The organism is Thalassospiraceae bacterium LMO-JJ14 (genome assembly GCA_021555105.2).
GTDB lineage: Bacteria > Pseudomonadota > Alphaproteobacteria > Rhodospirillales > Casp-alpha2 > UBA4479.
In genome coordinates, this window is sequence record CP134604.1 from 1560508 (window position 1) to 1573541 (window position 13034).

Here is a 13034-nt window from a genome sequence, read left to right on the forward strand (position 1 = left end):
ACAAGAAATAAATAAGATTAATTCAATGACCTAAAATAGGTTTAATATTATTGCCGTTCGTCGCCGCGTAAACCTAAGTGCAACATGAGGCCAATAATCATACCTTTAAGGCGCGGCAAGAACCAGAATGCCAATACCGCGGTTGCCGGCAGCCAGACCGACAGATGCAGCGTAATGGACGGCTGGAATTCCCGTTCGGTGAACAGGATCAGCGGCACGATAATATGCCCGACCACGACCATCGTCAGGTACGGCGGGAAGTCGTCAGCGCGGATGTCCCCCAGATGTTGCTGGCACGATGCGCAATTTTCCGTGGCTTTCAGAAACTTCCTGAACAGGCGGCCCTTACCGCAGCGTGGGCAGGATTTGCGAAATCCCCGCCACAACAATGTCGCTAGACCGGGTACGGGAAATGTTCCTGATGGTGTACTGTTCGGGGCGACCGGCGGTACGGCGGGATCCAAGACTGTATTCATGCGCTTTATAAATCATGATTGTTTATTATGAACAAGAAATAATGACAAAAAAATTGGGTTGAATCTTTCGTTGAGTCATGCGGTGGACAGATTTCCCGCGCTGGAACACGGCGCGGGGGCCCTGTATGGTCTGCAGAATAACGCAGCCAAGCATGACAGCCTGCAAAACATAGGCAACGGCACACAAGGCATGGACATCTACATTCCGGTTTACGATCTGAGCGCGCTCGTGTTCTTCCTCGCCGGCTGGATCGGCTATTCCATGTACGCCGACAAGATGGCGCGCGACCGCAGGCCCGTTGCCGTGGTCATGAACGACTACCGGCTCAGGTGGATGGAACGCATGCTGGAACGCGAGAACCGCATGCCCGACGTCAACATCACGGTATCGTTCGTGCGCTCGGCGATGATGTTCGCCTCGACCACGATCCTGCTGATGGCCGGTGCGCTGGCGATGCTCGGCCAGATCGAGCACGTGCGCGAGATCATTGCCGGCTTGCCGTATGCCCGCGCCGCCAGCCGCGGCCTGATGGAAATACAACTGATCATCCTGACGGCGATTTTCGTGTTCGCGTTTTTCAAGTTCGTCTGGGCGATCCGGCTGTTCAATAACATGCTGGTTTTGCTCGGCGCGGCGCCGCAACCGGTTGACTGCGACGAGCTTATCCGCCGCGAATACCCGAGCCACATGGCGCGCTTTCTGGATCGCGCCCAGCATAACCAGAACCTGGGCGTGCGCGCCTATGCCTTCGGCCTCGGGCTGTTGCCGTGGTTTCTGCATCCGCTTTTGCTGGCGGTCTCGACCATCGTCGTCATTACCATGCTGCACCGGCGCGATTTCCGTTCGCTGTCGCTGAAGGTTCTCGAGGAACTGCGCGAACATCACTGAGGGGTATGCGTCCTTCCACACCCCTCTCCCTTGGGAGAGGGTAAAATCTCGTCCTCTCCCTTGTGATCGCAGGACGAAAGCGTATATTCCCGCAAATGAGCACCGAAAACCTGCAATCGCTGATTAACCCGGCCAAGGCGCCCGCGGACACGCGCGTCGTCGTTGCCATGTCGGGCGGGGTCGACAGCTCGGTCACGGCGGCGCTGATGGCCGAGGCCGGCTATGACGTCGTCGGCGTGACGCTTCAGCTTTACGATCACGGCGAAGCGATCCAGAAAAAAGGCGCGTGCTGCGCCGGTCAGGATATCTATGACGCCAAGCGCGTCGCCGACCGGCTCGGCATCGCGCATTACGTGCTGGATTATGAAAGCCGTTTCCGCGAACAGGTGATGGAGGATTTCGCCGATACCTATCTGCGCGGCGAGACGCCGATCCCGTGCGTGCGCTGCAATCAGACCGTGAAGTTTCACGACCTGCTGGGTACGGCCAGGGATCTCGGCGCAGAGGCAATGGTCACCGGCCATTACGTGCGCCAGATGCTGGGGCCGCATGGCGCGGAAATGCACCGCGCCGTCGACCGTTCCAAAGACCAGAGCTACTTCCTGTTCGCGACCACCGGCGCGCAGCTCGATTTCCTGCGCTTCCCGCTGGGCGGCATGGACAAGGCGGAAACCCGCCGCCATGCCGGGCGTTTCAATCTGCCGGTCGCCGATAAGCCGGAAAGCCAGGATATCTGTTTCGTGCCGAACGGTTCGTATGCCCGCGTCGTCGAACGGCTGCGCCCCGGCGCCTGTGATCCGGGCCGGATCGTCGATCTGGACGGCAATGTTCTGGGCACCCATGACGGGATCATCAATTTCACTGTCGGCCAGCGCAAAGGCCTCGGTGTCGCCACCGGTGAGCCGCTGTACGTGGTGAAAATCGATCCGGACACCAAGAACGTCATCGTCGGCCCCAAGGACGCGCTCTTGTGTGCGGAAATAGGCGTCAGCGATCTGAACTGGCTCGATCACGTGCCGCTCGATGAAACGCCCCGTGCCGTGACCGTCAAGGTCCGCTCGACCACCGACCCGGTGGCGGCGGGTATCTATCAGGGCGCGGACAGCGTGCATGTTCGCTTCGATACACCGCAGCCCGGCGTCGCGCCGGGGCAGGCGTGTGTCGTCTATGACGGGGACCGGGTGCTCGGCGGCGGCTGGATCGTCCGCGACTAACCCGCGCGCGGTCCGAACAGGATCACCAGCGCGCCGATCACGCACAGCATGACGCCGAAGCCGTCCCAGCGGTCGGGCTTCGCCCCCTCGACGAGCCACATCCAGCCCATGCTGGCGAGAATGTAAATCCCCCCATACGCCGCATAGGCGCGCCCGGCAAAAGCCGCATCGACGCGGCTCAGCAGCCACGCGAAAACGATCAGCGCGAATATACCAGGGACGATCCACCAGACCGGCTTTGCCAGCCTGAGCCAGGCCCAGAAGGCAAAACACCCGGCGATCTCGCAGATCGCGGCGGCGATATAGATGAGGAGGGCACTCGGCTGCATGGGTTACCTTAGCATGGTTCACCCCCTCACCTAACCTCTCCCCCTGAAAGGGGGAGAGGGATATGTGCGGAACTGGGCGTGAATCCGAGAGTCCCTCTCCCCTGCTGAGCGAGGGAGAGGCGTGCACACACGGGCTGGATCAAAAGGTTTGCTATTGTACCGGAATCATAGAACAACATTTCTATAACGTGTGTTCGTTTTGCATAGAACACTTTCACGTGCCTCCCAGAATACAAGCAACCCCTGCAAACGGTCCGACATTTGCGCCGTCCGGGGATTCTTTTCGAAACTGAAAGAGAGACAACGTGACAGCAAAAAACTCAGCACCGGCAAGTCCGTCGATGAAATTCGATGCCAAGCTCTTCCTTACCTCGGTGGGGACCGGCCGGCGCAGCGTCAAATATCAGGCCAAGGACTTTATCTTCAGACAAGGAGATGCCGCAGAATCCGTCTTCTACATCGAGAAAGGCAAAGTGCAGATTACCGTTGTCTCCGATCAGGGCAAGGAAGGCATCATCGCAACCCTTGGTGCAGGTCAGTTTCTGGGCGAGGGTTGCCTTGCCGGTCAGGAATGCTATTTGGCATCTGCGCATGCGGTCGAACCGACCACGGCGGTTACCGTCGACAAGGCGGCCATGATCCGTGTCATGCACGAACAACCTGAGCTTTCGGAAATGTTCATGTCGTTTCTGCTAACACGCAACATCAGGATCGAAGCCGATCTGGTCGACCAGTTGTTCAATTCCAGTGAAAAGCGTCTGGCGCGGGCGCTGCTGCTGTTGGCGAATTTCGGCAAGGAAGGGAGATTGGAGACAGTCGTCCCGAAGGTCAGTCAAGAAGACCTGGCGGCAACCGTCGGCACGACACGCGCCCGCGTCAACTTCTTCATGAACAAGTTCCGCAAGCTCGGCCTGATCGAGTACAACGGCGAACTCAAGGTTCACTCGGCGTTGTTGAATATCATCGTTCACGATTAGAAGCGGTTTTAGCATTGAAAAACGGCGCCGGGTTTTAATCCGGCGCCGTCAATTCAGGCTTGGTGTGTGTAGCGTGCAGGATTATTTCTGCAAGATAACCACGACACGGCGGTTTGCCCAATTTTGGGTGTCGTCAGCGGTCTTCACGGCGGAGCGGGTTTCACCGAACGACTGGTAACCGACCTTCGGCTTGATGCCGGATGCCACGATGGCGTCGGTGACGGTCGCGGTGCGTCGTTCCGCGAGCTGCCTGTTATAGGCATTGGTCCCGGAACGGTCGGTATAACCGTTGACCGTGACACTGGTTGCTTTTGTGTTCTTGATCGCAGCGATTATTTCATTATTCATCGCAAGGGCCTTGCTGTTCAGCGATGAACTGTTGTGGTCGAAATAAATCGTGTAGGTGGCTATTTCGATAAGTGGCTTCGGGGCCGGTGCCGGGGCTGCTGCGGCTTTCGGCTGCACCATCGGCTTGACGACGGCGGCGAGTATCGCATTGGTCTGGTTGAGGGCCGTCAGGAACCCTTTGCGGCATGCCGCGATATCGTCGGGCTGATAATTTTCTTCCTGTTCCTGCATCCAGCAATCGAACTGGGTCTGCGCGCGTGCACTCGGTAACGGGGCGCGTGTCGCGGCGCCGGCATCCAATGCCCGCATCAGGTTGCCACGTGCTTGTGCCAGTTCGTTGACATATGCACTCGGAATGCTGCGCTCATCCATCCTGGTCGGTAGAACATTGCCGTTGGCTGCGGCCTGGCGTGCTTTGGTGTTGAAGTAGTCTGTATCCCCGCGATCCGCTTCGTCCAATTCGCTCTGCGCGAGGGCCGTGTAATCACGGTGCAGCGCGGCATGGAACTCATTGCCCTTGTCCTGCAGCCCGCGTACCTGCGAGACGTTAAGATCCTGGGGCGTCGGTGCGGCACAGGCGCCGAGTACGGAGGCAAGGGCGATAACGGATAGATATTTAATCGATTTCATTCAATTCATCCTCTCTGAGATGACATAAGATTGCTGGCCGCGCCTCTTTTTGCCGGGCGCGGCTAAAATTTCTTTTCCAGGCAGGGAAGTGCATTATCACTACAACAACGCAAGTGTCGGCGATGTTCAATATTGCACACGTTATAAAAATAAAAGAATAAGTACGAATTACTATTTTAATAATTAAATATTTTGTGAAAAATCTAACAAAATAATTAAACTAATAAACAAGAAAGCTTTCTGTAAAACAGGAATTGTGCTACATTTGCTGACTTGGTCGAAGTATTCATGCGTGGCCCGGCCTTTATTTCTATCGCTCTTGATTTTCTAAAACGAGATATCCCGCTGTCCGCCTTGGTTGTTTGACGGCTCCGGTTCTCGAGCTTGCATTTCTAAAATGACACCCTCACGCGGCAGTACATGGCGTGACGGCACGATCCCGGTGGTAAACCTACCGCCGATAATGCGCATTTATATAAACGGAGATAACAAAAATGGTTTCGAAAAAATTTAGGTTTAAAGCAGTTGCGATCGCCATCATCACGGCATTCAGTGTGACGTTAATGCCGATCGTTCCGGTGAGCGCCGCACTTGTTAATAATAATCAGGTTGTTGAACAGCAAACAGTGCAGGGCGACCGCGATCTCGTGAATGACTTTATGAGCCGTGCCGATGTGCGCGCGCAGTTCGAGCAGCTCGGTGTCAACGCCGACGAAGCCAATCTTCGTGTCGCTGCGCTTAGCGATGTCGAAGTTGCCAAGCTTGCGAACGAAATTAAAAGTTCACCAGCAGGGCAGGGCGCTATTGGCGGCATCATCGGTGCAATCGTTCTGATCTTCATTATTCTGCTGATTACCGATTTGCTCGGCTTTACCAGTGTGTTCGGTTGGACCAACAAAGGTTCGGCGAACCCGACCTGAGTATCTACGGCCAATGCGACGTTACAATTATAAGATACGGTTCATTGCGGTACTGGTGATGCTGGTGACGTTGGGAGGTTGTGCGGCGACGCCCATGACTGAACAACTCACGGCGTCACCGCCGCAAGGTCTGCCCGCATTCGCCGAGTTGACCGATGTGCCGTTTTTTGCACAAACGCAGTACTTCTGCGGACCTGCGGCACTCGCGACCGTATTGAATACATCGGGTCTTGAGATCAATCCCGAAGACCTTGCAAAAAGCATCTATACACCGGGCCGGCAAGGCACCCTGCAAACAGAAATACTTACCGGGACGCGCCGTCAGGGCCGACTTGCATTGCCCGTCCATGACATGGGCGAGGCGTTCATGAACATCGCCCATGGGCGGCCGGTTTTGATTTTACAAAATCTGGCACTGGAACTTGTGCCGCAATGGCATTACGCCGTCCTGGTCGGTTTTGATCTGCCCGCGGAAACCGTAGTGCTGCGCTCCGGCACGACACGCCGGCAGGTAATGCCAATGACGACCTTCGAGCACACCTGGCGCCGCGCCGAGTTCTGGGGGGTCGTCGTCGTTGGACCAGAGGGACCCATCCCCGAAAACACATCCCTTTCTGCATGGTTGCACGAAGCCCTCGGGCTTGAGCGGGCAGGAAAGCCAACGGACGCCCTGACCGCTTTTAGCGTGGCGGCCGGTCATTGGCCCAATGCCTCAGCGCCGCTAATTGCCGCTGCAAATATATTAATAGTGCAAGGCCGTCTGCAGGATGCTGCGAGCAGTCTGCAAGCGGCAGTGCGTCGTCAGCCGGACAATGCCGTGGCGTTGAACAACCTGGCGCATGTTCTAATGCTGCAAGGCGCGCTTGAAGCGGCTGAAAAAGCCGCTCTGAAAGCCGTTGAATATGGCGGCAGTTCCGAAGCCACGGCACGGGAAACCCTTGCCGCCATCCGGGCCAGGCAAACCAACTGATCGCTTGGCACGGCCCCTCTCCCTTGGGAGGGAGAGGAGAACAAAATGAGCGGATGTTGTCAAAAACCGCTCTACACCTCGCATAGCTCAGTTCATGGACACAGCATTCAGCAGAGCGCGCCGTCTGCGCCGTGACATGACACCACCCGAACGGAAAGTCTGGGCCGTGTTGCGCGCACGGGGACTGAAGGGTTTCAAATTCCGCCGACAGGTCCCGATCGGCCCTTATATCGTCGACTTTTTGTGTGCAGAAAAGTGCCTTGTCATCGAAATCGATGGGAAAAGTCACGATCATCAATTGGTGTACGATGCGCGGCGGGACAGCTATCTCCGGAACATGGGGTATCGCGTTCTACGCCTTCGAAACGATCAGGTTCTGCATGAGCTTGAAGGGGCGATGCATCTGGTGCTGCAGGCGCTTCAAGCCAAATACCCCCTCACCTAACCTCTCCCCCTGAAAGGGGGAGAGGGATATGAGCGGAACTGGGCGTGTATGCGTGAGTCCCTCTCCCCTGCGCAGCGGGGGAGAGGACAGGTGAGGGGGGCTAGTCCCCAGTCCCGAGTTCGTCCAGCTTCGCCTCGGCTTCGCGCGCCTGCTGCTGGCGCTGCCACATATCCGTGTAGGTGCCGTCCTGCTTCAGTAGTACCGGGTGCGTGCCGCGCTCGACGATTGCACCATCCTGAAGCACGAGAATCTCGTCGGCGTCGATCACGGTCGACAGCCGGTGCGCGATGGTCAGGGTGGTGCGGTCGGCGGAGACATCCTTGAAGCTGGCGAGAATGTCCTGCTCGGTGCGCGAGTCCAGCGCCGAGGTCGCCTCGTCGAAGACCAGAATACGCGGGTCCTTGAGGATGGTGCGCGCAATGGCGACGCGCTGCTTCTCGCCGCCCGACAGTTTCAGGCCGCGCTCGCCGACCTTGGACTGATAGCCGTCGGGCAGGCTCATGATGAAATCGTGAATGTGCGCCTGACGGGCTGCATTCTCGACGGCGGCGGGGGATGCGCCCGGCGCGCCATAGGCGATGTTGTAAAAGATCGTGTCGTTGAACAGCACCGTGTCCTGCGGCACCACGCCGATGGCGGCGCGCAGGCTTTTCTGTGTGACGTCGCGGATATCCTCGCCGTCTATCTTAACCGCGCCGCCGTCGACCTCGTAAAAGCGGTACAGGATGCGCGAGATCGTCGACTTGCCGGACCCGGTCGGGCCGACGATGGCGAGCTTCTTGCCGGCCGGCACGGTAAACGAGACATCCTTGAGGATCGCCCGGCGCTGGTCATAGGCGAAATCGACATGATCGAAGTCGATCCGTCCCGGCCCGTCTTTAAGCGGGCGAGCGTCGGGGGCGTCGGTGATCTCGCCCGGCTCGCGCAGCAGTTCGAACATCGCTTCCAGGTCGGTCAGCGAGCGCTTGATCTCGCGGTACACGAAGCCGAGGAAGTTGAGCGGCATGAATATCTGGATCAGGTACGAATTGACCAAAACGAAATCGCCGACGCTCATGGATTTGTCGGCGACGCCGTAGCCGGCCATGATCATCGCCGCCGTCACGCCGATGGTGATGATGACCGCCTGGCCGATATTCAAAAACGCCAGCGAGGTGCCGCTTTTGACGGCGGCGCGCTCGTATGCCTGCAAGGCCTGATCGAAGCGGCCGGCCTCGTGATCCTCGTTGCCGAAATACTTGACGGTCTCGAAGTTGAGCAGGCTGTCGATGGCGCGGGTATTGGCCTCGCTGTCGGTCTCGTTCATGGCGCGGCGGAACTTCAGCCGCCATTCCGTGACCAACAGCGTCCAGGCGATGTAGACGCTGAGCACGCCCAGCGTCAGCGCCGCATAGGCAAAGCCGTAAAGTTTCCACAGGATGCCGCAGACCATGACGACTTCGAGGATCGTCGGCAGCACGTTGAACAGCATGAAGCGGAGCAGGAATTCGATGCCGCTGGTGCCGCGCTCGACGGCGCGCGCCACACCGCCGGTCTTGCGTTCGAGATGAAACCGCATCGACAGATGGTGCAGGTGACGGAAGGTCTTGAGCCCGGCCTGACGGATGGCGCGCTGCGCGACGCGGGTGAAAACGGCGTCTCTCAGCTCGCCGAACGCCATCGCGGCGACGCGGCAGATGCCGTATCCGACGATCAACGCGACCGGTACGCTGATGGCGATATCGACTTTCCCGCCGGCTGTCAGGATATCGACAGCTTGTTTGTAAAATATAGGCACCGAGACGTTCGTTGCCTTGGCCGCGATCAACAAAACCATGGCGACGACGACGCGCACGCGTAAACCCGTCTCGCCGCTCGGCCAAAGATAGGGCAGCAGGGTTTTGACGGTCGTCCATTCACCGGTTCTGGTCATTGGGCCCGGACCGGGCTGGCGGCTGCGCATGGCGTTCTCGCGTTGCAGTTGGGGCCCCCTTTATATAGGGTGCGCGCTTCATTTCGCCATACAAAGCATCCACAGGGTGCGGGTATGGCGTGAATAACGGGTGTCTAGGTGATATGCTGACGGCGCCGTGGGGATTCTGAGAGTTTAATGTCAGGCTACGACTTCGAAACATTAAAGGTTCTGGTTGCCGATGACAGCAGGCCCATGCGCTCGCTGATCAAGAGCTTCCTGCTCGGCTTCGGGGTCAAGGAAATGTTCGAGGCCGCGGATGCCAACGAGGCATACGACGAGGTCAAGAATGAAGAGCCGGACATCGTCATTACCGACTGGCGCATGCCGCCGACGGACGGTCTCGACCTGGTGAAGCAGATCCGTATGGATTTGGACAGTCCGAACCCGTATCTTCCTGTTATCATGCTGACCGGCTTCACAGAGCTTCATCGCGTCAAGCAGGCCCGCGATGCGGGCGTGACGGCGTTCCTCGCCAAACCGATTTCGGCAGCAGCTCTGTATCGCAGACTGTGCACGGTGATCGACGATCAGCGTCCGTTTGTCCGCGTCGGGGAGTTTTTCGGACCCGACCGCCGCGCCCGGCGCCGAACCGAGCCGTACATGGGCACTGAACGCCGCCGTGATGCGCAGTAAGGCGGAAAAGGACTGACCCCCACATGGCCAACCGACCGCAGAAATTCCAGCCGCCCGACCGGCTCAGACGCAAGGTCAAGAAAACCGGCGGACCGGAACCCGAGCAGGCGATCCTGCGCGCCCTGAATGCCGCCGAGGACCTGATGGACAATTATCAGGGCTGGGCCGTGGACGATCTTTCGGCGCTGTGGAAGGCGTTTCAGGAGCAGCATAAGGCGGGCAGTGAGTCCGCTCAGATCGCGGAAATGTATGAAATCGCGCACGGCATCCGCGGCGAGGGCGGCAGCTTCGGTTTCCAGCTGATCTCGACGATCGGCGATTCGCTGTGCAAGTTCCTCGAAGGCAGGAAGAAACTCGGGGTCCGGGAATCGGAAATCGTCAAGGTGCACATCCTGGCGATGCGCGCGGTGTTCCGCCAAAACCTCAAGGGGCCGCAGCCGGCGATGGAACGCGACCTCCGTCAGTTGCTGGCGCTGCTCCGCGAGCGGATGGGCTAACGGCGGAAAATTTCCGCGATCCCGCCGCGTGCTAGTCGCGGCTATCCATGACGAGGGTGAACGGGCCGTCGTTGATCAGTGCAACTCTCATCTCGGCGGCGAAGATTCCGGTCTCGACGGCAATACCGTCTTCTCGAAGCGTGTCGCAGTATAATTCGTAAAGCTGTTTGGCGCGCTCGGGGGTCTCGGCGGCGGAAAATCCGGGGCGGTTTCCCTTCCGCCACTGCGCGGCCAGGGTAAACTGGCTGATGGCGAGGATTTTGCCCTTAACTTCGTTAATATCGAGGTTGGTTTTGCCGTTCTCATCGGAAAATATGCGCAATTTTGCAGCTTTATGCGCAAACTGGATGGCGTCGGCGTCGCTGTCACCGCGCTCGGCGCAGAACAGAATGACGATCCCGTTTGCGATTTCGCCGACGGTTTCGCCGTCGACTTTGACCGATGCTTCCAGGACGCGCTGCAGAACGGCTTTCATAACACACTGACTCCGAACAGGTTTTCATGCAGATGCGCAATCGCCGCAGCGACGGCGCCGCCGATCACGAGCGCCAGCGCATCGCGCCACAGCGGCGCGCGCATCGTTACTTTTTGCACGCCCTTCCGTCCCTCCGCGACACCTGCAACCGCTGCATAAATCAGAAAAACACCGAACATCAGCAGCGACGGCAGATCGCCGTTGTTGAGCAGGTGCACCGCTGCCCAGAGACCGATGCCCCACGATAGCGGATGCGCCGTCAGGCGCTGGATGTTGGTGCCGCCATAGGCGCTGATCACCAGCGTCACCGCGAGCGGAACCGCGATATAGGCAAGCGTTCGTCCCCATGCCGGTGCAGCCCAAAGGTGGGCGCGCTCGGTCGTCGCATAACCCAGAACGATCAGGGCGAGACTGCCGAGCGAGAACAGGACAAAGATCGTGATGTAGACAGATACGCCGAGTTTCTCGCGGGCGGCGCTGCGCCATGCCGGAAACCAGGGGAACGCATGCACGACAAAGAAAGTTGCGAGACCTGTGATGAGGTAAATCATGCCAGCCTCCTGATGCCCGCGCCGGCCTTGCCGTCAGGGCCGCCGGATCACTCCCACTCGATGGTGCCGGGCGGCTTCGAGGTGACGTCATAAACGACGCGGTTGATGCCTTTGACCTCGTTGACGATGCGGCTGGAGACGCGGCCCAAGAACTCGTGATCGAAGGGATAGTAGTCCGCCGTCATGCCGTCGGTCGAGGTCACGGCGCGCAACGCACAGACGAAATCATATGTTCGGGCATCGCCCATGACGCCGACGGTCTGCACCGGCAGAAGCACGGCGAAAGCCTGCCAGATGGTGTCGTACAGCCCGGCGCGGCGGATCTCGTCGAGATAGATCACGTCGGCGGCGCGCAGGATATCGAGCCGATCTTTGGTGATGACACCCGGCACGCGGATCGCCAGACCCGGGCCCGGGAACGGATGCCGCCCAACGAAGCTGTCGGGCAGACCCAGTTCACGGCCGAGCGCGCGGACCTCGTCCTTGAAAAGTTCGCGCAGCGGCTCGACCAGTTGCATGTTCATGCGTTCCGGCAGCCCGCCGACATTATGGTGCGACTTGATGGTGACGCTCGGCCCGCCGGTGAACGAGACCGACTCGATCACGTCCGGATACAGCGTGCCCTGCGCCAGGAAATCCGCGCCGCCGACAGCCTTGGCTTCTTCGTCAAAGACGTCGATGAACAGTTTGCCGATGGTCTTGCGTTTGATTTCCGGATCGGAGACCCCGTCCAACTCGCCCAGGAAAAGTTCTTCGGCGTTCCGGTGCACGAGCGGAATGTTGTAATGATCGCGGAACAGCGACACCACTTCGTCGGCCTCGTTGGCGCGCATCAGGCCGTGGTCTACAAAGACGCAGGTCAACTGATCGCCGATGGCTTCATGCAACAGGACCGCGACGACGGAACTGTCGACGCCACCCGATAACCCGCAGATGACACGGCCGCTGCCGACCTGATCGCGGACTTTCTGGATCGCCTCGTCCTTGAAGGACGCCATGGTCCAGTCGCCGGACGCGCCGCAAATCTTGTGCGTGAAGTTATTCAAAAGCTTGGCGCCGTCCGGTGTGTGCATGACTTCCGGGTGGAACTGCACGCCGTAAAGTTTGCGTGCCTCGTCGGCGATGATCGCGAACGGCGAGCCGTCCGACGTTGCGACCACGTCGAAGCCGTCCGGGATCGCATCGATACGGTCGCCGTGGCTCATCCACACCTGATGCCGCTCGCCGGGTTTCCAGATGCCCTCGAACAGGCAGCAGTCCTTCTGGATTTCCACGAAGGCGCGGCCGAACTCGCGGTGCGTCGAGGGCTGAACCTGGCCGCCCATCTGCTGCACCATGGTCTGTTCGCCATAGCAGATACCGAACACCGGCACACCCAGCGCAAACACGGCGTCGTGCGCGCGCGGCGTCGTCGCCTCGTGCACGCTGGCCGGGCCGCCGCTGAGGATGATACCTTTGGGCGCGAATGCCGTCAGGCTTTCGGCAGTGATCTGATTGAACGGATGAATTTCGCAATAGACCCCTGATTCCCGGACCCGGCGCGCGATGAGTTGCGTCACCTGCGAGCCGAAATCGACGATCAGAATATGGTCATGCTGGGCGAGAATGTCGGACATGAGGTCTGATACCGGATCGCTCCCGAAAAGGAAAGAGGAGATGGTTGACGGATTGTTAACCATTTCGATACGGAATCGCCGGACAATGGCGGTTTGCAAGAGGAGAGCGC

The 13034-nt window shown here is 58.9% G+C and carries 15 protein-coding genes; 8 read left to right on the top strand and 7 right to left on the bottom strand.

The features are described from left to right. Positions 1-47 precede the first annotated feature (47 nt). On the bottom strand, positions 48-476 hold the full coding sequence (locus tag L2D14_07525; protein WNK01268.1) for a DUF983 domain-containing protein: 429 nt from the start codon (positions 474-476) through the stop codon (positions 48-50). 82 nt (positions 477-558) lie between these two features. Between L2D14_07525 and L2D14_07530 the strand changes: the two genes are divergently transcribed. Continuing rightward, entirely contained in the window at positions 559-1365 is an 807-nt protein-coding gene (locus L2D14_07530) for a DUF599 domain-containing protein (protein WNK01269.1), read from the top strand. A gap of 95 nt (positions 1366-1460) precedes the next feature. Next, on the top strand, positions 1461-2579 hold the full coding sequence (gene mnmA, locus L2D14_07535; protein ID WNK01270.1) for a tRNA 2-thiouridine(34) synthase MnmA: 1119 nt from the start codon (positions 1461-1463) through the stop codon (positions 2577-2579). Here the strand turns inward: mnmA and L2D14_07540 are convergent. After that, positions 2576-2908 carry a YnfA family protein gene (locus L2D14_07540; GenBank protein WNK01271.1) on the bottom strand — a complete coding sequence of 111 codons (333 nt, stop codon included), beginning with the start codon at positions 2906-2908 and terminating at the stop codon, positions 2576-2578. The genes mnmA and L2D14_07540 overlap by 4 nt on opposite strands. Before the next feature lie 305 nt (positions 2909-3213). Between L2D14_07540 and L2D14_07545 the strand changes: the two genes are divergently transcribed. Beyond that, entirely contained in the window at positions 3214-3885 is a 672-nt protein-coding gene (locus L2D14_07545; protein WNK01272.1) for a Crp/Fnr family transcriptional regulator, read from the top strand. Positions 3886-3966: 81 nt separating this feature from the next. Here L2D14_07545 and L2D14_07550 read toward each other — a convergent pair whose 3' ends face one another. Continuing rightward, positions 3967-4863, bottom strand: a complete 897-nt coding sequence (locus L2D14_07550; protein WNK01273.1) for an OmpA family protein — start codon at positions 4861-4863, stop codon at positions 3967-3969. A 494-nt stretch (positions 4864-5357) separates the two neighbouring features. Between L2D14_07550 and L2D14_07555 the strand changes: the two genes are divergently transcribed. From L2D14_07555 to L2D14_07565, 3 genes are all read left to right on the top strand, one after another. Then, positions 5358-5783 carry a PA2779 family protein gene (locus tag L2D14_07555; protein WNK01274.1) on the top strand — a complete coding sequence of 142 codons (426 nt, stop codon included), beginning with the start codon at positions 5358-5360 and terminating at the stop codon, positions 5781-5783. 94 nt (positions 5784-5877) lie between these two features. After that, positions 5878-6753 carry a PA2778 family cysteine peptidase gene (locus L2D14_07560; GenBank protein WNK01275.1) on the top strand — a complete coding sequence of 292 codons (876 nt, stop codon included), beginning with the start codon at positions 5878-5880 and terminating at the stop codon, positions 6751-6753. A 94-nt stretch (positions 6754-6847) separates the two neighbouring features. Further along, on the top strand, positions 6848-7198 hold the full coding sequence (locus L2D14_07565) for an endonuclease domain-containing protein (GenBank protein WNK01276.1): 351 nt from the start codon (positions 6848-6850) through the stop codon (positions 7196-7198). Between the two features lie 100 nt (positions 7199-7298). Here L2D14_07565 and L2D14_07570 read toward each other — a convergent pair whose 3' ends face one another. Further along, entirely contained in the window at positions 7299-9110 is a 1812-nt protein-coding gene (locus tag L2D14_07570; protein WNK01277.1) for an ABC transporter ATP-binding protein/permease, read from the bottom strand. Positions 9111-9287: 177 nt separating this feature from the next. Between L2D14_07570 and L2D14_07575 the strand changes: the two genes are divergently transcribed. Then, the gene (locus L2D14_07575; protein ID WNK01278.1) at positions 9288-9785 is read left to right on the top strand and encodes a response regulator; all 498 of its coding nucleotides are present in this window, start codon (positions 9288-9290) and stop codon (positions 9783-9785) included. 23 nt (positions 9786-9808) lie between these two features. Beyond that, positions 9809-10282, top strand: coding sequence for a hypothetical protein (locus L2D14_07580; protein ID WNK01279.1), 474 nt, complete (start codon positions 9809-9811; stop codon positions 10280-10282). Positions 10283-10313: 31 nt separating this feature from the next. Here the strand turns inward: L2D14_07580 and dtd are convergent, their stop codons facing one another. The 3 genes from dtd to guaA are packed head-to-tail and all read right to left on the bottom strand — an operon-like array spanning position 10314 to position 12924. After that, a complete protein-coding gene (gene dtd, locus L2D14_07585; GenBank protein ID WNK01280.1) occupies positions 10314-10757 on the bottom strand; it encodes a D-aminoacyl-tRNA deacylase in 444 nt (147 codons plus the stop codon). Further along, complete coding sequence (locus tag L2D14_07590; protein WNK01281.1) at positions 10754-11308, bottom strand: NnrU family protein; 555 nt, start codon at positions 11306-11308, stop codon at positions 10754-10756. The genes dtd and L2D14_07590 overlap by 4 nt, the downstream gene beginning before the upstream one ends. Before the next feature lie 47 nt (positions 11309-11355). Then, positions 11356-12924, bottom strand: a complete 1569-nt coding sequence (guaA, locus tag L2D14_07595) for a glutamine-hydrolyzing GMP synthase (GenBank protein ID WNK01282.1) — start codon at positions 12922-12924, stop codon at positions 11356-11358. Between the last annotated feature and the right edge of the window lie 110 nt (positions 12925-13034).

What these genes read in the sequence shown, in the direction of transcription:
- L2D14_07525 (WNK01268.1), bottom strand. Translation starts at nt 476, where the DNA reads ATGAATACAGTCTTGGATCCCGCCGTACCGCCGGTCGCCCCGAACAGT.
- mnmA (WNK01270.1), top strand. Translation starts at nt 1,461, where the DNA reads ATGAGCACCGAAAACCTGCAATCGCTGATTAACCCGGCCAAGGCGCCC.
- L2D14_07540 (WNK01271.1), bottom strand. Translation starts at nt 2,908, where the DNA reads ATGCAGCCGAGTGCCCTCCTCATCTATATCGCCGCCGCGATCTGCGAG.
- L2D14_07550 (WNK01273.1), bottom strand. Translation starts at nt 4,863, where the DNA reads ATGAAATCGATTAAATATCTATCCGTTATCGCCCTTGCCTCCGTACTC.
- L2D14_07555 (WNK01274.1), top strand. Translation starts at nt 5,358, where the DNA reads ATGGTTTCGAAAAAATTTAGGTTTAAAGCAGTTGCGATCGCCATCATC.
- L2D14_07560 (WNK01275.1), top strand. Translation starts at nt 5,878, where the DNA reads ATGACTGAACAACTCACGGCGTCACCGCCGCAAGGTCTGCCCGCATTC.
- L2D14_07565 (WNK01276.1), top strand. Translation starts at nt 6,848, where the DNA reads ATGGACACAGCATTCAGCAGAGCGCGCCGTCTGCGCCGTGACATGACA.
- L2D14_07570 (WNK01277.1), bottom strand. Translation starts at nt 9,110, where the DNA reads ATGACCAGAACCGGTGAATGGACGACCGTCAAAACCCTGCTGCCCTAT.
- L2D14_07575 (WNK01278.1), top strand. Translation starts at nt 9,288, where the DNA reads ATGTCAGGCTACGACTTCGAAACATTAAAGGTTCTGGTTGCCGATGAC.
- L2D14_07580 (WNK01279.1), top strand. Translation starts at nt 9,809, where the DNA reads ATGGCCAACCGACCGCAGAAATTCCAGCCGCCCGACCGGCTCAGACGC.
- dtd (WNK01280.1), bottom strand. Translation starts at nt 10,757, where the DNA reads ATGAAAGCCGTTCTGCAGCGCGTCCTGGAAGCATCGGTCAAAGTCGAC.
- L2D14_07590 (WNK01281.1), bottom strand. Translation starts at nt 11,308, where the DNA reads ATGATTTACCTCATCACAGGTCTCGCAACTTTCTTTGTCGTGCATGCG.
- guaA (WNK01282.1), bottom strand. Translation starts at nt 12,924, where the DNA reads ATGTCCGACATTCTCGCCCAGCATGACCATATTCTGATCGTCGATTTC.